Source organism: Sphingobium sp. B8D3A (assembly GCF_025961995.1).
In the GTDB taxonomy this organism is placed as follows: domain Bacteria; phylum Pseudomonadota; class Alphaproteobacteria; order Sphingomonadales; family Sphingomonadaceae; genus Sphingobium.
Genome location: NZ_JAOQOS010000001.1, coordinates 1217712 through 1235347, shown reverse-complemented (window position 1 = coordinate 1235347; position 17636 = coordinate 1217712). Strand labels below are relative to the sequence as shown.

The 17636-nt window shown below is 54.0% G+C and carries 21 protein-coding genes; 18 read left to right on the top strand and 3 right to left on the bottom strand.

Features of this window, described 5'->3' with window-relative positions:
• Window positions 1-59 precede the first annotated feature (59 nt).
• From M2342_RS05660 to M2342_RS05625, 8 genes are all read left to right on the top strand, one after another.
• A complete protein-coding gene (locus M2342_RS05660) occupies window positions 60-596 on the top strand; it encodes a head-tail connector protein (RefSeq protein ID WP_264578379.1) in 537 nt (178 codons plus the stop codon).
• Window positions 596-916 carry a phage head closure protein gene (locus M2342_RS05655; protein WP_264578378.1) on the top strand — a complete coding sequence of 107 codons (321 nt, stop codon included), beginning with the start codon at window positions 596-598 and terminating at the stop codon, window positions 914-916. Before M2342_RS05660 ends, M2342_RS05655 begins: the two co-directional genes overlap by 1 nt.
• Before the next feature lie 43 nt (window positions 917-959).
• Window positions 960-1427 (top strand): HK97-gp10 family putative phage morphogenesis protein, encoded by a 468-nt coding sequence (locus tag M2342_RS05650; RefSeq protein WP_264578377.1) that lies wholly within the window; start codon window positions 960-962, stop codon window positions 1425-1427.
• Entirely contained in the window at window positions 1424-1792 is a 369-nt protein-coding gene (locus M2342_RS05645; protein WP_264578376.1) for a hypothetical protein, read from the top strand. Before M2342_RS05650 ends, M2342_RS05645 begins: the two co-directional genes overlap by 4 nt.
• 91 nt (window positions 1793-1883) lie before the next feature.
• Window positions 1884-2303, top strand: coding sequence for a phage tail tube protein (locus tag M2342_RS05640; protein ID WP_264578375.1), 420 nt, complete (start codon window positions 1884-1886; stop codon window positions 2301-2303).
• Between the two features lie 89 nt (window positions 2304-2392).
• A complete protein-coding gene (locus tag M2342_RS05635; protein WP_264578374.1) occupies window positions 2393-2701 on the top strand; it encodes a hypothetical protein in 309 nt (102 codons plus the stop codon).
• A complete protein-coding gene (locus M2342_RS05630; protein WP_264578373.1) occupies window positions 2701-3054 on the top strand; it encodes a hypothetical protein in 354 nt (117 codons plus the stop codon). The genes M2342_RS05635 and M2342_RS05630 overlap by 1 nt, the downstream gene beginning before the upstream one ends.
• A 38-nt stretch (window positions 3055-3092) precedes the next feature.
• Window positions 3093-5387 (top strand): hypothetical protein, encoded by a 2295-nt coding sequence (locus tag M2342_RS05625; RefSeq protein WP_264578372.1) that lies wholly within the window; start codon window positions 3093-3095, stop codon window positions 5385-5387.
• 34 nt (window positions 5388-5421) lie between these two features.
• Here M2342_RS05625 and M2342_RS05620 read toward each other — a convergent pair whose 3' ends face one another.
• The gene (locus M2342_RS05620) at window positions 5422-6039 is read right to left on the bottom strand and encodes a hypothetical protein (protein WP_264578371.1); all 618 of its coding nucleotides are present in this window, start codon (window positions 6037-6039) and stop codon (window positions 5422-5424) included.
• Between the two features lie 111 nt (window positions 6040-6150).
• Here M2342_RS05620 and M2342_RS05615 point away from each other — a divergent pair, with 111 nt between their 5' ends.
• Genes M2342_RS05615 through M2342_RS05605 form a run of 3 tightly spaced genes read left to right on the top strand, consistent with a single transcriptional unit; the run spans window position 6151 to window position 7879 of the window.
• Window positions 6151-6753, top strand: coding sequence for a hypothetical protein (locus M2342_RS05615; RefSeq protein ID WP_264578370.1), 603 nt, complete (start codon window positions 6151-6153; stop codon window positions 6751-6753).
• Window positions 6753-7406 carry a hypothetical protein gene (locus tag M2342_RS05610; RefSeq protein ID WP_264578369.1) on the top strand — a complete coding sequence of 218 codons (654 nt, stop codon included), beginning with the start codon at window positions 6753-6755 and terminating at the stop codon, window positions 7404-7406. The genes M2342_RS05615 and M2342_RS05610 overlap by 1 nt, the downstream gene beginning before the upstream one ends.
• Window positions 7403-7879 (top strand): DUF6950 family protein, encoded by a 477-nt coding sequence (locus M2342_RS05605; RefSeq protein ID WP_264578368.1) that lies wholly within the window; start codon window positions 7403-7405, stop codon window positions 7877-7879. Before M2342_RS05610 ends, M2342_RS05605 begins: the two co-directional genes overlap by 4 nt.
• Here M2342_RS05605 and M2342_RS05600 read toward each other — a convergent pair.
• The gene (locus tag M2342_RS05600; RefSeq protein ID WP_264578367.1) at window positions 7862-8452 is read right to left on the bottom strand and encodes a hypothetical protein; all 591 of its coding nucleotides are present in this window, start codon (window positions 8450-8452) and stop codon (window positions 7862-7864) included. The two genes, M2342_RS05605 and M2342_RS05600, sit on opposite strands and share 18 nt — an antisense overlap.
• Window positions 8453-8581: 129 nt before the next feature.
• Between M2342_RS05600 and M2342_RS05595 the strand changes: the two genes are divergently transcribed.
• The 6 genes from M2342_RS05595 (at window position 8582) to M2342_RS05570 (ending at window position 16394) form a co-directional block, all read left to right on the top strand.
• Window positions 8582-10588 (top strand): phage tail protein, encoded by a 2007-nt coding sequence (locus M2342_RS05595; RefSeq protein ID WP_264578366.1) that lies wholly within the window; start codon window positions 8582-8584, stop codon window positions 10586-10588.
• A complete protein-coding gene (locus tag M2342_RS05590) occupies window positions 10588-12477 on the top strand; it encodes a hypothetical protein (RefSeq protein ID WP_264578365.1) in 1890 nt (629 codons plus the stop codon). Before M2342_RS05595 ends, M2342_RS05590 begins: the two co-directional genes overlap by 1 nt.
• Before the next feature lie 49 nt (window positions 12478-12526).
• Window positions 12527-14773 (top strand): tail fiber domain-containing protein, encoded by a 2247-nt coding sequence (locus M2342_RS05585; protein WP_264578364.1) that lies wholly within the window; start codon window positions 12527-12529, stop codon window positions 14771-14773.
• A gap of 52 nt (window positions 14774-14825) precedes the next feature.
• Window positions 14826-15005, top strand: coding sequence for a hypothetical protein (locus M2342_RS05580; RefSeq protein ID WP_264578363.1), 180 nt, complete (start codon window positions 14826-14828; stop codon window positions 15003-15005).
• A gap of 29 nt (window positions 15006-15034) precedes the next feature.
• The gene (locus tag M2342_RS05575; protein WP_264578362.1) at window positions 15035-15376 is read left to right on the top strand and encodes a hypothetical protein; all 342 of its coding nucleotides are present in this window, start codon (window positions 15035-15037) and stop codon (window positions 15374-15376) included.
• Between the two features lie 73 nt (window positions 15377-15449).
• On the top strand, window positions 15450-16394 hold the full coding sequence (locus M2342_RS05570; RefSeq protein WP_264578361.1) for a hypothetical protein: 945 nt from the start codon (window positions 15450-15452) through the stop codon (window positions 16392-16394).
• Between the two features lie 153 nt (window positions 16395-16547).
• Here M2342_RS05570 and M2342_RS05565 read toward each other — a convergent pair whose 3' ends face one another.
• The gene (locus tag M2342_RS05565; protein ID WP_264578360.1) at window positions 16548-17066 is read right to left on the bottom strand and encodes a hypothetical protein; all 519 of its coding nucleotides are present in this window, start codon (window positions 17064-17066) and stop codon (window positions 16548-16550) included.
• A 158-nt stretch (window positions 17067-17224) separates the two neighbouring features.
• Between M2342_RS05565 and M2342_RS05560 the strand changes: the two genes are divergently transcribed.
• Window positions 17225-17620, top strand: coding sequence for a hypothetical protein (locus M2342_RS05560; protein ID WP_264578359.1), 396 nt, complete (start codon window positions 17225-17227; stop codon window positions 17618-17620).
• The last annotated feature ends 16 nt before the right edge of the window (window positions 17621-17636 follow it).

Here is a 17636-nt window from a genome sequence, read left to right as displayed (position 1 = left end):
GCAATGACCGGGCTTCTTTGTGCGCTCGATAAATATCGAAAACATAAGGGGCGCTGCCGATGAGAAAGACAATTCAACGAAACCACGACTTCCTTGCGATCACCGTCGTGGAGGCAAAGCAGTGGTGCCGCATTGACGAGGATGCTGACGACGCTCTGCTAGAAGGCTTGATCCGTGCAGCCACAGACGCAGCAGAAGCCTTTACCAATCGCGCCATTGTCCCGGCCACGATCGAATTTTCCTATAAGTCTGGCGACGGCTGCTTTGCCATTCCTACGGCGCCGGTCGTCGCAGCCGGCAAGGTAGAGCTAGAAACGTCTAGGGGCGCACGCACAGAGCTTCCCGCAGAGAGCGCATATTGGCTGCGAGTGTCGGATAGCGGCGCTGTGCTGACGCTCACAGGGCATTCTCGGGGCAAGCAGACGCTCGTTGCTACGTGCTCGGTCGGATATGCCGGCGCTGCAAGCGTGCCGCGTGGGATCAAGCTGGCGATCTCGACGCATGTCGGCAGCGCATATGAAGGGCGCGAGGGGCAGGATACGGCGAAAGACACGTTTGAGAACCTGCTTCGTCCGTTCGTTGTGAGCGCCATCTAATGAAAGCGGGCGATCTAAAAGAGCGCATCGCCATTACCGCAGCGACCAGCGCACAGAACGCTATCGGGGAAGTCGTCGAAGGTTCTCATGCGACCATCGCGACCGTCTGGGCGGCAAAGTGGACGTTGACCAGCAAGGACATTGCACGGGCGGCAAGCGCACAGCAGCAAACCGAAGCAAAATTCGCCATTCGCTATCGCGACGGTGTCAGCACAAGCAATCGTATCGTCCACAAAGGGACCGACTACCAAATCCTCAGCATTGAAGAGTTTGAAGACGGTTGGGGTCTCTATCTCTTCGTTCGGAGCCTCACTGTCTGACCGCACCAATAAATAATGTGCGATCAACAATGAGACCAATGCAGTGAACCACCTTAAATTCAAACTGGAAGGCTTCGACGAGCTAAAGACGGCGCTTAATCAGCTAGGCCCCGAACTCGCAACCAAGGCCGGACAGTCTGCAATCAGGGCTACCGCAAAAGTCGGCATGAAGGCTGTCTATGCAGCAACGCCGGTAGGGGATGAGGACACAAGCCGAATCTACAAAACCAAGAGCGGCGAAAGCGTCCGGGTGGACTATGGCCATGCACGCGCCAACCTCAAGATCAAGAAGTTAAATCCGAAGACGGCACACACTGTGGGATCAACAATCACTTTCGGCAACGCATTCTGGATGCGCTTTATCGAATTCGGCACTGTGAACATGGCTGCTCGTCCAGTTATGCAGCCAGCCTTCGACGGTGCCACTATCGATATGCTCGCAGAACTGAACAAGCAGTTAGGCAAAGCGATTGATCGCCTCACCATTAAACATTTCGGGCCGATCAAATGATAGATACTGACTTCTACATTGCGCTATCTAGCGCGATTGGAGCGCTCAAGGCGTATCCAAACATTGCAGCGAAGAACGCAAACGCGCCATTTGTCGTGTATCAGCGCGTTTCGACGCAACGCTCTACCACACTTGATGGACCGGACGGCTTAGCGGTCGCGTCATATCGTGTGGACATTTACGCAAAGAGCCTGCTTGAGGCGCAGCAGATCGCTTATACGGCTTGTGTTGAATTGGTCTCCTACAAGTCAGATTCAATCCACTACATCACTATCATCAACGAGCAGGATGGTTCGGACGTTTCCGGCTCACCTGACCTCTACCGCATTATCTTAGATATTGACGCTTCCTATAGCTGGCTCTGAATCAAGCCACTGAAGCCTGCCCGATAAATACTCGCGAGCAATGCCCCGGAGCTGGGGACTGCAACCAGTATTTTCGGAGGCAATAATAATAATGAGCAATGCATCTCAAGCACAGGGAATTTCTCTGTCCATTAAGGTCGGCGCTGCATACGTTCACATCGCTGAGATCAAGGACTTCTCGGCATTCGGCGGTTCGGCAGCAGTTATCGACGTTACCAACCTAGACAGTCAGGCAAAAGAAAAGCTCATGGGCTTGCAGGACTTTGGTCAGGTTACTTTCAACTTCAATCACATCGCATCGGACGCCGGGCAGGTAGCACTAGAAGCAGCAAAGGCTTCTCGCACTAAGCAGGATTTCAATCTTACTCTAACTGACACCCCAGCGACCACTTACAGCTTCAGCGCTTTCGTTCTATCGAAAGGTATCAGCGGCGGCGTTGAACAGGCTGTCAGCGGCTCGTGCACCGTGGAAATCACCGGTGAAGTCACTAGCGAAACGGCAGGTGGCTAATGTCACAGCTTGCTTCTAGGTCACACATTCTATCGCAAAAGCCTCGCTCGGTTACGTATCATGTAGCCGAGTGGGACTGCGATGTTCGCTTGCAGGCATTCAATGTTGCACGTCGCGTGGCATTTCAAACGGTCATTACCGAGAACGCGATTGCCCACCAGAACCACAAGGACGATCCAGAGCAGTATCCAGAGAAGGTAGAGCTACTGGATGACGCGATGGTCAGCATCGTGTTCAGCCTAGTTGATGAAAACGATCAGCTAATGTTCGATATGGACGACATGGACGCTTTGAAGGAGCTTCCATACTCCGAGGTGAAAGCCATGTATGTGCAAATGATGTTGCTCAATCACGGCACCAACCTCGTTGCAAAAGCAGAGGCCGAAAAAAAAGACTAATGGAGAACCCGGAGCGGTTGTTCATGCACCGCTTGGCTCTCGCTCTGGGCAAGTCCCTCACCGAGATTGCTGATATGACCACGGACGAATTTGCGTCTTGGTATGCGTATGCGCAGCTCGAACCTTTCGGAAGCCCAGCAGACGACTATCGCGCAAGCGTCCAGTCACAGCTTTTCTGGCAGGCAAATACGAAGCCGGGCACTGGCCCGATGCCAGACTATTATAACCACTGGCCTAAGCCGCAAGAGGTTGAGAAGCCCAAGAAGCAGAAGGATCGCGAAGTGAGCAATTCGCTGAAAGGCTTCTTTGCTGCTTACAACGAGCGACACAAGGCCGCCAATCCAAAGAGCTAGCAAATAAATACACCGTAATAGATTTGCGGAGTATTTTCATGTCAGCTGTTGCTGTTCTCAAAGCCGACCTTGAATTAAACAGTGCCGATTTTATCAGCGGTATGCGCAAAGCGGCGGTCGAGTCCGAGAAGACTAGCAAGACCATGCGCGCAGCAATGGGCGGCGCTCAAACGGCGGTCGCCGGGCTTGCAGCGGCTGTATCGATCGACTTCCTTGCTGGCCTGACCAAGTCCGCTCTCGACTATTCCGATGCCATTGCCGATCTGTCCGACCGAACCGGCGCATCGACCAAATTCATTCAGGAATTCCGCTACAATGCCCAAATGCTCGGTTCCGACTTCGGAACGGCAGACGCGGCCGTTGAAAAGTTCGCAAAGACGGTCGGTGATGCCGAGGCAGGCAACAAGGCAGCGGCCGAAAAGCTGAAAGAATACGGGATCACGGCGCGCAACGTCGATGAGGCTGTCCTGCAAGCCGCAGATAGCAGTTCCAAAATGGACAGCCCGACCAAGCAGCTATCAGCGACGATGGATCTGTTCGGCAAGAAGGCCGGATCGCTGCAACAGACGATGGCGGCGGGATCGGAAGGCTTCAAGCTACAAGCTCGCGCAGCTCGTGACCTGGGCATCATCCTTGAAGATCATGTTGTGCGCAGCGCAGGCGACGCAAACGACAAACTCGACACCATGAAGATGATCCTCAACGCCCAAATGGCGAACGCGATCGCGCAGAATGCGACGGCGCTGGTCAGCCTCGGAACGGGTGTGATGAGCGTTGTTGGTAGCCTCGTTCAGTTCTGGAACCAGAACCCGAAGGCAGCAATGACCATCCTCGGCGGCATCGCCGGTTTCGCCCTCGGTAAGCACCCGGCAGCGGCAGCGTTAGGCGCAGCCGGCGGCTTCCTTGCCGGTCGTTCCATGGAGCAAATGAAGAATGACGGAAACATGGACATTGGTTTCCGCCAGCAGCAGATGCGAGATGCCCGAGCTAAGTTCCACGCAGCGCAGGCCGACAAGGGCACGAATATTGGCATCGGCGTCATCAGGCTGGATAAGAAGGGTGCGTTTGAAGAATACCAGAAGCAGGTTGGCCTGCTGCAAACCGCGCTAAATGCGGCGAAGACTAGGCCGACAGCGAATGGCAACATTCCCGATCTGCCAGCAGGGCCAGCCAAGGCTAGCTCCGGTCCATCAGCGGCAGAATTAGCCGAGACGGAGCGTCAGCGCGCATTTGCTGCTGAGAGCGACCTGATGCGCGCAGAAGCTGAGCTAAAGCGTGCGCAGTATATCGACCACGGCAACTACCTAGACGAATATGCTCGCCAGCGTGACGAGGTCGATGACGCATTCCTCGATGCCAAGCGCTCGATCCTCAATGACGTTAAGAACGAACTGAACACCTCCGGCAAATATACAGCGGAAGAAGCTGAAAAGCTCATCCTCATTCAAGAATCTCTCCAGACGGCTCGCAAGAACCAGATCAATCACGAAGAGAACGCGCGGATCGAAGAGGAAATCCGCAATGCTAAGCAGGCCGAGCTAGACGATCAGATGGCCTTGTTCGACATTTCAAGCGGCATGGCTCGGACAGCGCGCGAACGACGTGCCATTGAGCTTCGTCGCTTGGAAATGGAAAAGAAGCGCGAGCGTGCAGAGCTAGATTATATTCTTGCACCTCATAGCAACGCCTCTCCTGAAGCGAAGGCCACTGCACAAAGCCGTTTGAGCGGTTTGGACGCTCGTTACAATTCCCGCGCAGAATTAGCAGTTCGCAACACCGCTGGACCGCTCGAAAGCATGTTGCAGTCCATCCCCGACACTGCCGATCAAGTGAACGAAGCGCTTGAGAGCATCGCGGCAAACGGACTGGCCACATTAAGCAATGGCATCGTTGACGCATTGATGGAGTGGGAGAACTTCGGCGATGCGTTCATTGACGTAGGCAAGCAGGTATCTCGCGCGATTTTGGACATGGTCATTCAAATGACCTTGCTACGGCCATTGGGCAACATGATTGGTGGAGGGCTAGGAGTATCACCGTTGCCGGGTCATGCTAACGGCGGACTTGTTTCAACACCGGGTTGGAAAACGGTCGGTGAACGCGGCGAAGAGCGCGTTTATCTGCCCGGTGGTAGCAAGGTCATTCCACACAGTCAGCTTGTAGGCCTTGGTAATGGCGGTGGGGGATTGATCATCAGTGTCGACGCACGGGGTGCGACCGACCCAGCTTTAGTAAAGTCGATGGTTGAACTCGGTATCGCTCAAGCAATGCCCCATATCAACGCATCTAGCTTCGCTTACACAATAGCCAAGGCTGGTCGGAATCCGATCTAGTCTTCCGAGCAAAAACTTCGCCCGATTGCTCTTCTCAATCTTCTATCCATCGATACATGTGAACTGGCCCATCCGTCTGAACTGAGTTGTCCAAGTATGCCATCGCATAGGACCGAACTTGGTCCAACGAATTCACCGCACAAGTATCCTCTACCAATTTCAGCGTGGGATTTTTAGCCGCGAATGGCTTACAATCCAAAACGTAGAGTTTGATCACCCGACCCTCGGTCTTCATTATCCAATACCAAACCTCATTTTTTCCGGCTTCGGTTCCAGCAGGATCGTATGAAACGAGGTAATAGTTGTCGCGCAGGGGAGTGGTGCGGACGTTTGCCGTTCCACCATCCATATTGATTGAACCGTCTTTTAAAAGCTCAATAGAGTGCTGGGCTCGAAGGCCGCTGTCGGAATCAGATTCGCACCAACGCAACCATTTCCCCTCATTAACCTCGATACACCTATGCTGTTGCGTAGGAGTGAGCTTTTCAAACCATTCAGGCCTTGTTTGAACGAATTCCTGATAGCGGCCCGGCTCTATGTCTAAACCCTTGCCAGACTGAGAGATGAGCGACCCTTCAGAAGCGAAGCAGCCGGCGAGAAGAACAACGCTAGCCAAAACTCCGATGCGAACGGCCCAATCAAATTTATTCATGATCTTTGTCCCCACAGTCTGTCCGGTCGCTCTGTATCGCTTCGCTGCTCATGCGTCCATGATGACGCGGTAAAATAAATATCGGAGCAACTATAATAGGAGGCTCCGGTATTGGCTGTTTATCCCATTGGCGCGCCGCCAACGAAACCATCGACAGAAGACCTAACGCTGCTCTTTAAGCAGGGCGGCGCACAGTCGCCATTCACTGGCGCAGTGTCGGTCATCAACAATTACGCGCAGTGGCAGCTTCAAATTAGCTTTCCACCCGTTCGACGCGGATCGACGCAAGAGAAACAAATGGCTGTCTGGCTCTCAAACCTTCGCGGCATTGAAGGCTCTTTCATCTACTACCCAGCAGACAGCGGGAAGGCCATCGGCGGCAAGTCGCTTGCTACCAAAGGTTACGCTTACAGCACGTCGATTGAGGTGGACGGATGGACCGGCACGCAGGCAACCGGGCTTGAGGGCGGCGACTTTTTCAGTATCGGCAACAACCTCTATCGGATCACGTCCGCACCGATCAACTCGTCCTCTGGAACGGCAGTCATAACATTCGAGCCACCGCTGCGCGCGGACGCGAACGGCGGAACCACGGTCAATTTCCAGACCCCGCGCTGCGAGTTCCGAGCAGGCAGCGCGGAAGACGCGCAGGGGTTCAGCAAGGACGCTGAATTCACCTACTTGAAGCCCATCGCGGCTGTGCAGGTGTTGTAATGCGTGAGGGCGTTACGGACTGGCTCGACGCGCTATCAGCCAACGGTATTCGCACCGGCATTATGGGCTGGTTCGACTTCGCATCCGGCCCGGTCGCGGTCTGGACGGGATGGACAGCAATTCAGCCGGTGGGTTCGGGCGATGCCATGCTAGACGGCGTGCGCTTTGAGCCGCTGCAAGAAGGCATCCCGGTAGCAATTGGCGAAAACACCTATTCCTACAGCGGCTCCGACGAGATGACCGTTACGCTGGCTATCCCCAGCGTGCCTACAGATGCGATGATCGCAGCTTCCCTAGATCCCGACGAATATCGGGGCAGAACGGCGATCATCTGGCGTGCGCTTATGGTGACGCTGCCGACGGCAACCCAGCCAGCAGAATGGGCGTTCAGGCGCGTTCGTGCAGGGGCAATGGACAAGGTTGTCATGTCCAACAACGGCCAGGAGCGCTTGTTCACGCTGACAATCGAAGCTCACCAGTCGATGATTACCAAGGCCAGCGGGTCAAACTATCTGGATCAGCCTCGGCTCGATCCCACAGACACCAGTCAGGACTTTGCAGTCAGCATCGCGAACAGCCCGAACACGCCAACTCGCCCAACGGACCTTCCTCATAACAACCAAACCGCACGAACGGCGGATAGATTCTCATGAACCTAGAGCGCAAAGTCACATGGGTTGAAAACCTTTCGATCTACCTCGCGAACGTAGCTGACCAGCGCTTCGAGTGGGGCAAATCCGACTGTGCGCTGTTCGCTGCCGGAGCCGTTGAAGCGATCACCGGGTCCGATCTCGCAGCAGACTTTCGAGGCCAATACAGCACATGGCGGGAAGCTGCGCGATGGCTGCGGACAAACGACTTCCGGTCGTTTGAAGAGGCGGTTTCCAGCAGGCTTGGCGATCCAGTCCATCCGGCACAAGCAGGGCGCGGCGACATTGTCATGCGACGTAGCGGCAATGGTAACATTCTAGGCGTCTGCGTCGGCAAGCACTGCTGGTTCCTTGGTGATGAAACCATCGGCTACGATGCTGACTATAAGCCGATCACTCAACCAGCTCTCATCTCATATCCCACTTTGCAATGCGACTACGCTTGGACAATTGGCTCATTAAACGCCGCTTCCTAATACGTCGAAGAATAAGAAGCACAGTCCAAATGCCAAAAGAACCATACCAAACCCCCACCCGCCAATTCGGGCATAAGCATCTTCGGTCGGCGCTCCGGTCACCTTCCCCACGATAAAAACCGTAAGCAGGTAGATAAGCGTCGCCAAAAACGCACGAAGTAAGAGCGGCAAAACATAGGCCATGAACGCCATTATGTGGCCGATAATACTCAGCCAATGCCCTTTGTTGAAAAGAGAACCCGCTCCAATTTCGCGAGCAAACTCAACCAATTTGTAAATGTATTTCGTCCCATCCGCGTCAAAATTGCCCCAAGCGGAAGCTACCGCAAAATAGCTGAAAGCAATAGTGGACAGAGCCCCGTGCCACTCCAACTGCGTTACTGACACACCTTCTTCAGGTGCTCTTTTAAGGCTGCTTCTAACTGCAAAGATACCGGCGCATACTAAACAGATATAACCAATCAAAAAATCCTGAGCATCCGTCGCGTCAAAAATGTGACCGGGAAGGCTCGGCTCGACAAGTGATTGCCAAACACCAAACCAAATAGCGAGTATGTAAAAAACTATTGCCATTTCGCCCTGCCCCGTCGCCTCAACCTTTAGATGCTTAGCCGGGCCTACGCGCACACGGCAACAGAATAAATACCGGTAGCCGCGCAAAGGAGGGGCTACGCTATCGGTAAAGTTGTCAAAACAGTTCTAATGGTCGCGGCAGCAGTCGTGCTGGCAACTGTCGCACTTCCAGCGCTCTCTTCTGTATTGTTCGGCGCATTCGGCGGCACTGCAATCGGTGGCTCGATGGCTGCTGGTATGGCGGCAGCTTCTACAAGCGCTGCGGCACTAGCCGCCAAAGCAGTCGCGGGCATCATTATCGGCGTAGCGATCAGCGGCGCCAGTGCTTTGCTAATGGGCAAGCCCAAGGTTGCCAATCAATCGACTGTTTCGCGTCTCAACCTCACTGTCGATCCCACTGCACCGCGCAAGATCGTCTTCGGTCGCACTGCTGCGGGTGGTGATGTTCGCTTCCATGAGATGACGAACAAGAGCGGGGAATACATTGAGACCAGCAAGGATAAGGGTGACTATCAACACCGTGTCGTTGCACTAGCCTCGCACAAGATTCATGCGGTCAAGGAAATCTACCTAGACACTGAACTGTCCTACAACGGCTCTGCCGTCATCGGCAAATATCAGCCTAAATCCGGTCTTCTTATAACGCCGGTCCTTGAGGGCAACAACGGCAACGCGAGTAAGCTAGGCAGCGGCCTCTACTGGAAAGAAACAGCAAAGTTCACCGGCTGCGCTTACCTGAAGGTTAGCCAGAAGCTCGATGTTGATGTCTATCCGGATGGTCTGCCCTCACGCTGGACGACCGTTGTTGAAGGCTGTCCGGTCTATGATCCACGTCGAGATTCTACCAACGGCGGTGCTGGCCCACAGAGACCGCACGATCAGAACACATGGCAATACTATGACGGCTTCAACGAGCTGGGCCGCAATCCAGCGCTATCACTGCTCACATACATCATCGGATGGCGGATTAACGGGAAGCTCGTCTGGGGCATGGGCATTCCAGCCAGCAGAATCGACCTCGGCAATTTCATCCACTATGCGAACCTTTGCGACGAAGCAGTTTCGACCAAGTCCGGCTTCGTAAAGCGCTACCAAGCGGACTGCATTCTATCGACCGGCGACACCCATGAAGGAAACATTGGCATCATCACGGCTGCGATGGGTTCAGCGAAGCTCATCGACATGGGCGGGCTGTATCAGCTTGTCGGCGGCTATGATGATCTAGACGGACCAGCACTGACGCTGACTGCCGACGATCTAGTCGGGGCTTACACCTACAACCCCAGCGCTGCCTCGCTCAAAGACAGCTACAACATTGCGCGCGGCGTTTTCACCAATCCCGAAAAGCAGTTTCTGTTGGAGGATTGGGGTCGGATCGAGGTCGATCCGCTCGCAGACGGCATTCCCAGACCGCTTGTCGTTGACCTTGCAGCGGTCACACGCGCCGAAACCTGCCAGCGTATTGCCAAGCAGCTTCTTGTCCGAAACAACTACACAGGGACGTTCTCGGGCATTTTTGGACCCCGCGCATTCGCGGCGCAGGTCGGCACGCTCGTTAGGCTCGTCCTACCAATCGAAGGCTGGAACCAGCCCGGCAAGCTGTTCCGCGTGGTCAGCCAGGCCGAAAGCGTTGATCTCATCTTCAACATGACGTTGCAGGAGGAAAGCCCTGCGATCTACGCATGGGATGAGGATGAGGAGCTAGCGCTGCCGGCGGATATTCGCCCGTCGGCATATAATCCCAACGCTAGCATCCCGGTCAGCTCACTCGCAGCCAGCTCTCGCACCATCACCAACTCGAATGGCGGCATCGTCAGTCAGATCGATGTGACTTGGGAAGAGCCGGACGCAGGCGTCCAGAGCATCCAGATCAACGTTCGGGAGAAGGGAAGCGACAAGTGGAGAACGGCCACAGACCGGTTCAGTCATCGTGCCGAGAAATACACGATGGCCGCGATGGCCGGTGGCATCGAGCACGAGGTGCAAGCCCGCTTCCTTATGTTCAGCGGTATCTACGGACCTTGGACCACAGTTTCAGTAACAGCAGCAGCGGACAGCAATGCATCGAACATCATAGGGTTTCTAGATAACGAGAGCGTGACCTTCGCAGCCAATAGCGGGGGCACCATCCTGTAATGAGCGCATTAGACACATTTAGCGGCGGCTTTAGAATCTTCGATGGCAACGCTGACGTTACCACAGGCGCAGGAGCAGCCTATTCCGTCGCAAACCAGATAGACTGCACCGTTGCGATCGACCCCAACACGGGCCGTTACACCGTTTCCGCAGTGGATCAGGACAATGCGACGGCAGTCTTCAGAGCGGTCTACGCGGGCGTGTCGATCTACAAGGACTTTTCAATTGCGAAGTCCCGTGAAGCCGGAGGGGCAGGCACCGCAAAGCTGCTAACGTTGGCAACCACGCATAACACCTTCCCATATGATGAATATAACCAGCCTGCGCCCCAGACGGCGACGTTCACCGCGACCAAGCAGAACACGACCGCAACGCTCACATGGCGCATCCGCAAGATCGACACGTCGATCATCGCGGAAGGCACGGCTGCGAACCTCGTAGCTGGCGGCTACGCGACGAGCAGCGCGAACGCCAACACCCTTGTCATCGACCATGGCGATTTCCATGTCCTCTGCAATGACCACGGCATCAACGCGATCATGGTCGAAGTGGAATGCATCGACGGCTCGCAACGCCTCGCGGATCGTCTCACCGTATTTCGGCTTATCCAGCGCACGAAGGTTACTTGGGAAGGCGTTCTCGATCCAACCGGCGCGAAAGCAGAGACGGTAGCAAATGCCTATAAAGGGGTGAAGGATAGCGGTCTCGTCTTCCTCGACCTGCAACAGCAAGCTCTCGATAAAATCGAGAGCCTCGCAAAGGGCACGCTCAACCAAATTAACTCAGACGCTGAAAGTATCGCTCGCTTCTCACTTGAACAGGGTCAGCGGCTTGAATTTGCGGTGCGTCTCGCCGACGCCGAAAGCCAGATTGTTGAGGAACGAACAGCAAGAGTAGGTGAAACCGCCGCCCTCGCCTTTTCCCGCGATGAAATACTAGCGCGATTAGACAACGTGGCTGGCACCGGCACGACTATTGAAGCGGTAATGACAGAACTCAGAGCAGCTGACGTTTCCCAAACTGAAGCCAGGGTTCTCGCTATCGACACTTTGACCGCACGTTTCGACAACTATCGCGGAACGGGACAAAGTATTGAAGCTGCAACGATAGCCATTGCTGAATCGGTCGTTACAGAACGCGATGCTCGTGCAACTGCTATCACTGGCGTGCAGACAGAACTCGGTGGCCAAATTACAGGCGTCCAGACGACGCTCAGCACCACCAACGACGTGCTAGACGGCGTAAAGAACCGCTGGACCGTAGCCTTGAATGCGGGTGGAACCGCTATTGCTGGACTGGTCTTCGCCAACGGCTCAGCGACAAAGGCGACTTTCGACGTTGTCGATACCAACTTCCGTGTAGTGGATAGCAGCGGCAACGGCTCTGTGCCATTCTCCGTGATCGGCGGCGTCACCTATATTCAAAACGCTTCGATCCTAAATGCGTCTATCACGAATGCCAAAATTGCGAATGCTGCGATCGACGAATGGAAGCTGGCAAACAACTCCACGTCTGTAACGGCGGGCAATTACACCGACGGCAATATCAGCCTAAGCCCGACGCAAAACGTCTACACCTCTGTGCAATCGTTCAGCATCTCAACCAGCGGCGGGCCGGTCCTATTGGGTGCGTCATTCAACGCGCTATCTGGCACTGGATCCGTGCAGGTCATCAAGTTCCAAATCTTGCGCAACGGCAATGTGATCTACGATAGCCGAAACGATCAAGCGCAGAACGGTTATGGCACTCCGAAAAATGTAACCATGATCGATTACCCCGGCGGTGGTTCGCACAGCTACGGTCTGCAATTAACTCACCCAACTTTGAGCTACGCAAGCGGTGCAGTAGTATCGAACCGTTCATTGTGGGGTAACGAGTTCAAGCGCTAAAGTCAGAAGCAATAAATACCCGAGAACCAATTCGGGAGAACATAACATAATGGCTTGGTATAGCGCGGGCACAATCTCAGTTACAAACGGCCAGACTGCAGTCACCGGCACAGGCACTCAATTCCTCGCCAATAGGGTTTCAGCAGGTTGCGGGATCATCATCGGTGGGCAGACTTACGAGATTGTCAGCGTCGCGAGTGACACTGTTCTGGCAATTGCCCCGGCCTATCTCGGCACGACAAACGCAAGCGCTCCCTATCGCGTCTTTCCCACCGAACAGCGCGCGGGCGATATGCTTAGTGCGGTAACAGATTTGACCTCTGCAATTTCCGGGGTGAATTCAGCGTTCTCCAGTCAGCCTACGTCGATCACCTCCGCTAAGAAGATCATCTTACCGGCCTCGACGACAACGATTGCTTCGATATCACTGCCACACGGCACTGCGCCCAGCAGTCCAACTGATGGAGATATTTGGACTACAACCGAGGGGCTGTTTGTTCGTGCCAATGGCACAACTCAACAACCGCTAACCAGCTCCGGCGGCTCGATATCAGGCAGTTTGACGCTTTCCGGCTCGCTCTCGGCGGACAGCGCAAGCGTTTCGGGGACGCTGTCCGGCAACATTGGCAGCTTCAGCGGCAACCTCGACACGTCAGGCAACTTTGCCGCAGGCAGCGTCATAACCACGGGCACCGGCGTCGCGACTGGAGATGCAGTCATCGAGATTGGCGGTAATCGCACAGGCTCAGGCTTAGCGACGTTAGACTTCCATGCTCGAAGCGGCTCCGACTACGATGCCCGCATTCAACGTGGGGCGGGCGCAAATGGCGCATTCAGTATCAGCCAGCTAGGCTCTGGCTCGTTGAATATTGCCCAGGACGGCAGCGGCGAGATCGGCATTTGGACGAGCGGCGCGCAGAGAATGTCGTTCTTGTCGAACGGTATGATCCGAACGAACGGAAACACCATATTCTCAGGCTCATCCGCTTCGTCCGTCGTTCTAGCAGCGGGCACGGACGTTGCGACAGGCGGTGCGACGATCATCGCACGGGGGTCGACAGCCGCTTCTAACGCAGGTGGTATTGAGTTTTATAGTGGCGTTGGTTCGACCTCCAGCCAGAACGTCACCATCAAAGCTAACGGCTTCGTCGGCATTGGCTCAAGCAATCCCACTGCCAAGCTGGATATTACTGGTCTCGCTTCCGGTGCGGAGGTGGAGGCGCGCATCGTTAATAGCAGCACCTCAAACAACTCCACAGCGCGAATTACCTTATCGACCTCGACATCAAACGCATATTGCATTTGGGCTGTGAACAATGGCGCGGCAAATCCCTACCGCGCGATCTCCAATGGCAGCGCCGTAACAGTGGCTTATGATGATTCCAATCACCATAGCTGGCGCACAACCGCCGGCAGCGAGAAGATGTATCTCAACAGCAGCAGCACGCTAGTTGTCAATGGCGGAGTTAACTCTTCCAACGGCATGTTTGTAGCAGCTAACGCAATGATCCAAGGTGCTGGTGGACATATGTATGTGCGCCCCACAAACGCGGGTAGCAATCTATATCTCGGATCAAACAATACCAATTATATGTGCATCTACTCTGGCGGGGCAGTTGGTATTGGCTCAAACGATCCCAACAGAAAGCTACATGTTGAAAGTGAAGATTGCTGGGTGAAATACAAAAGAACAAGTGGACGCTCTTGGCTCATAGGGCCGGGAACACAAGACCCATTACTCTTTTATGATGAAACAGCGGGTATAGCGCGCCTTGTAATTCAAACTGACGGGCATGTCCGAGCCGGTAACGATAATGTGCAATCATTGGGAGTCTCTGGCGCACGCTGGACGACGGTCTACGCCGTCAGCGGCGCGGTCAGCACGTCAGATGAAACCTACAAGGTCTTCGACGACGCCGGCTTTTCGCCAGCAGAGCTGGCAGCGGCAAGAGAGATCGCGGCCACAATCCGGAAGTATCAGTGGAAAGATAGCATCGAGGAAAAGGGCGAAGAGGGTGCGCGCTACCATGTGGGCGTGGGCGCTCAGACCGTTTGGAATATCATGGCTACGCATGGCTTGATCGATGAACTCGAAGAGGGCGTGAAGCCAGATAGCCGATATGGCTTCCTCTGCTGGGATGAATGGGAAGCAGCAGAAACCAAGTCAGGCGATGACGTAATCGCCAGCACAGAGGCAGGTTCACGTTTCAGCGTCCGCTACGATGAACTGAATCAGTTTCTCATTGCTGCACAGGAGCAGCGTCTCGCAATCTTAGAACACGCTTTGGGAGGCTGACCAGACGGCGCGACCACTAAATAAATCAAACAATGATTTTAGGGGGCGGGTCGTGAAGAGGGCAACAAAGGCACTTATTGCTAAGCTAGCTAAAGGTGTAAAAGACAATAAATGGGTGGTCGCGGCAATCTTCACCGGACTAGCGAGTATCGGCGCAATCGCAGCCGACAAGGTTGGCCCTTTCGCAGACGCCTTCTACGCCGTTGCGACCATTACGAGCTTCATTTTCTGATGGCTCCCCCCACCCAAGACACTAGAGAATTGCTGATCCGCCTGGACGAGAAGGTTTCAACGATCCTGAAAAATCAGGAGCAACACCGAGGCGAGATCAAGGATCTATCCTATCGGGTCCGCACGCTGGAAGATTGGCGGACAGAGATGAGGGGCGGGGCAAAGGGCATCGGCGCAGCGGGAAAACTGCTGCTGACGCTCGCAGGGGCATTAGTAGGCATTCTAGGTTATATCGGCGTGCAGTTCGCCATTGTATCAAAAGAGGCGCCTGCCAAGTCTAATGCCGCCGTCGAACATGCTGTTCCGAAGGCTCGCCCCGGCAACTTTCGCACGACACGATCCACGTTTGATAACTACCTCACCCGCTCTTAAGGCATTCGCATTTTTATGGATTTCCTATTCCGGAATGTAATACATAGGCTTGGCTAATCTGTGGGGGTAGCACGTGAAGCTTATAGTCATTCGCCTGGCATTACTGATCGGAACATTGTTTGCTCTGAACTCACCTGCGCAATCACAAAGTTCCTACGATAAAATTGCTGGGCCGACGCAATCTCTTCCAGTTTTTGTACTCTTGGAATCTCCATCGGCCAAAATAAAATGGGTGTTCCTATTTGACTCACGTGAATGCCCAAACGATCAGAAAGTATTTCGCTTCCTTTCGTCGCCGCAGAGAGATCTTAAGGAGGTTGCAGGCAGCTACTATTGCGGCAACATCAGGATGGCCTATTTTGGATCCACCAGCCATACGGAGTTATGGAGACAGTTTGTAGACAATGTGATTCTAGATCAGGGAAGACCGGCTAACGTAAATCTACCCACCCTCGCCCATACCTGCAAAAGCGAATGTCTGGGCGATGTTAATTTAACTTACCGATCTAGACTTGCAACAAAATCAATTTCCTTCAGCAACTCAACGAAGCCAACTGAAGCGGACATTGCAAATATATACTCTCGATATAGCACTTTATTTGATTCCATGAACCATCAGGGAAATATGGCGGGTTTAACCGACATAACTTATCCTTTTCTCGGGAAGGTTATGAGCGTAAATCGTGACATAACAAATCTTTCCTGCAGAACCTTAAAGAGTGCCGCAGTAAGTTGCTCTTATGATATAGCAGTTGGCGTTTCTACGCATGGTCTTTTAAGTGTGTTCGGCGCCTTTATTCCTGACTATTCAAATAAAGTCTCCGTCTCGAACGTCTTTTATAGAGCTGGTGGACGCTGGGAGTCAGATGCAATCAAGGAGTGGACGCGGCGGACGGCAGCTGATTTGCGATCGGCAGGCAGTAACGCTTCGATAAGGAGCTCTCAGCCGACCTATCAGCCTAGGTCAATTGGATGCGATGCGGGATACCACTTTTTATGCCCAGGCGGAGTTCCCTAAGTTTCTCCATATTGAGCGTGAAGTCGTGATCACGTTTCCCCACCAAATTTTAGACGGGATGGCGAGAAGATCAGAGCTTGCGGTTGTGCCAAAGGTAATTCCATCAAGCCCCAGTCAACAGTGGTCGACGCAGGATCCCAAAGCGTTGAGACGTTAACCGGATTTCGACAAGCTCTTCTCAATTCGCTCGTTCAAACTCTGCACCTCCAGACGTAGTCGCGTCAGCGCCTTCTTTTTGGCAGCTTCTAGAACCGGCCGCTGCGCTTCGAGGTAGGTATGGTGCATGGCATCATTGAATCGATAAAGTTCGCGGCAGAAGGATCTCGCGTCCGATTTATCCTGAAAGCACACCACAACCACATTACGTAAGGGATAGACCAAGCGACCATCGGAGTTATGCCCGATGGTTGAATCTAGATGTTCAGCAAGGAACGTCTCAAGGTCATCAACACCTTGAACATTGGTCGCGGCATCAATCCATTGCCTTTCGATGCGGTTCAACAAGCGCACGAACCAACGGACGTGTCCTCGCCGGGCAGCTTTCTTGGCCATCCGTATAAGCGTCTGTGGTGGCAGGCTGCTGGCCTGTCGCGGGATGATCAACTGATATTCAAATGCCTCAGCGCTCTTCAGGAAGCGCCTAATTAACTGCTTTGGATCACGCTCAGCCATGCGCTGATCGACCAAAAATTCCTGAAATTGTGGTTAATTTAACGGATATGCGCCGAAGCTGCTCAGCGCGTCGTGGTTAATTTCCAATCTCCTTTTGAACATCTCCAGAAGAGCTTCACCGAACACGGTGTTCGGATTCAAATAAAGGAGTTTGTTACATGCTGAATTGGAAGTCTAAGCTCAAGTCTGTTGCCGGCACGCAGTTTGCACCGAAAAAATATAATGCAGTCGTTCCACGTGATCGCTTCATCGATAACGTGAACGCGCAACTTCACCAGTTCCGCGACCGCTCATTCCAAACCAAGGTGAAGCCCACATTCATCGAGAAGAATGGGGAAGTTCGCTTCACGCTTCGTTTCGGCACTTCGGCAATCAACCTTCGCGGTGACGACGATGAGACAGCTTACGTGGTTCAGTCGAGCGAATTCGAGGAGGTGCTGAATGGGGTCTTGGCTGAGGCGCGCGCAGGCGCGTTCGACGTTCAGCTCAACGCCATTTCGGCCAAGCTGTCCGCTCAGCTTAGCGCAGCACGCAAGAAAAAGCAGGCCGTTTGAACCACGTCGGGGGTGG

Coding starts and splice junctions, on each gene's coding strand:
- M2342_RS05625 (WP_264578372.1), top strand. CDS start 3,093: ATGTCAGCTGTTGCTGTTCTCAAAGCCGACCTTGAATTAAACAGTGCC.
- M2342_RS05655 (WP_264578378.1), top strand. CDS start 596: ATGAAAGCGGGCGATCTAAAAGAGCGCATCGCCATTACCGCAGCGACC.
- M2342_RS05630 (WP_264578373.1), top strand. CDS start 2,701: ATGGAGAACCCGGAGCGGTTGTTCATGCACCGCTTGGCTCTCGCTCTG.
- M2342_RS05565 (WP_264578360.1), bottom strand. CDS start 17,066: ATGGCTGAGCGTGATCCAAAGCAGTTAATTAGGCGCTTCCTGAAGAGC.
- M2342_RS05660 (WP_264578379.1), top strand. CDS start 60: ATGAGAAAGACAATTCAACGAAACCACGACTTCCTTGCGATCACCGTC.
- M2342_RS05595 (WP_264578366.1), top strand. CDS start 8,582: ATGGTCGCGGCAGCAGTCGTGCTGGCAACTGTCGCACTTCCAGCGCTC.
- M2342_RS05645 (WP_264578376.1), top strand. CDS start 1,424: ATGATAGATACTGACTTCTACATTGCGCTATCTAGCGCGATTGGAGCG.
- M2342_RS05560 (WP_264578359.1), top strand. CDS start 17,225: ATGCTGAATTGGAAGTCTAAGCTCAAGTCTGTTGCCGGCACGCAGTTT.
- M2342_RS05640 (WP_264578375.1), top strand. CDS start 1,884: ATGAGCAATGCATCTCAAGCACAGGGAATTTCTCTGTCCATTAAGGTC.
- M2342_RS05585 (WP_264578364.1), top strand. CDS start 12,527: ATGGCTTGGTATAGCGCGGGCACAATCTCAGTTACAAACGGCCAGACT.
- M2342_RS05620 (WP_264578371.1), bottom strand. CDS start 6,039: ATGAATAAATTTGATTGGGCCGTTCGCATCGGAGTTTTGGCTAGCGTT.
- M2342_RS05605 (WP_264578368.1), top strand. CDS start 7,403: ATGAACCTAGAGCGCAAAGTCACATGGGTTGAAAACCTTTCGATCTAC.
- M2342_RS05590 (WP_264578365.1), top strand. CDS start 10,588: ATGAGCGCATTAGACACATTTAGCGGCGGCTTTAGAATCTTCGATGGC.
- M2342_RS05600 (WP_264578367.1), bottom strand. CDS start 8,452: ATGGCAATAGTTTTTTACATACTCGCTATTTGGTTTGGTGTTTGGCAA.
- M2342_RS05610 (WP_264578369.1), top strand. CDS start 6,753: ATGCGTGAGGGCGTTACGGACTGGCTCGACGCGCTATCAGCCAACGGT.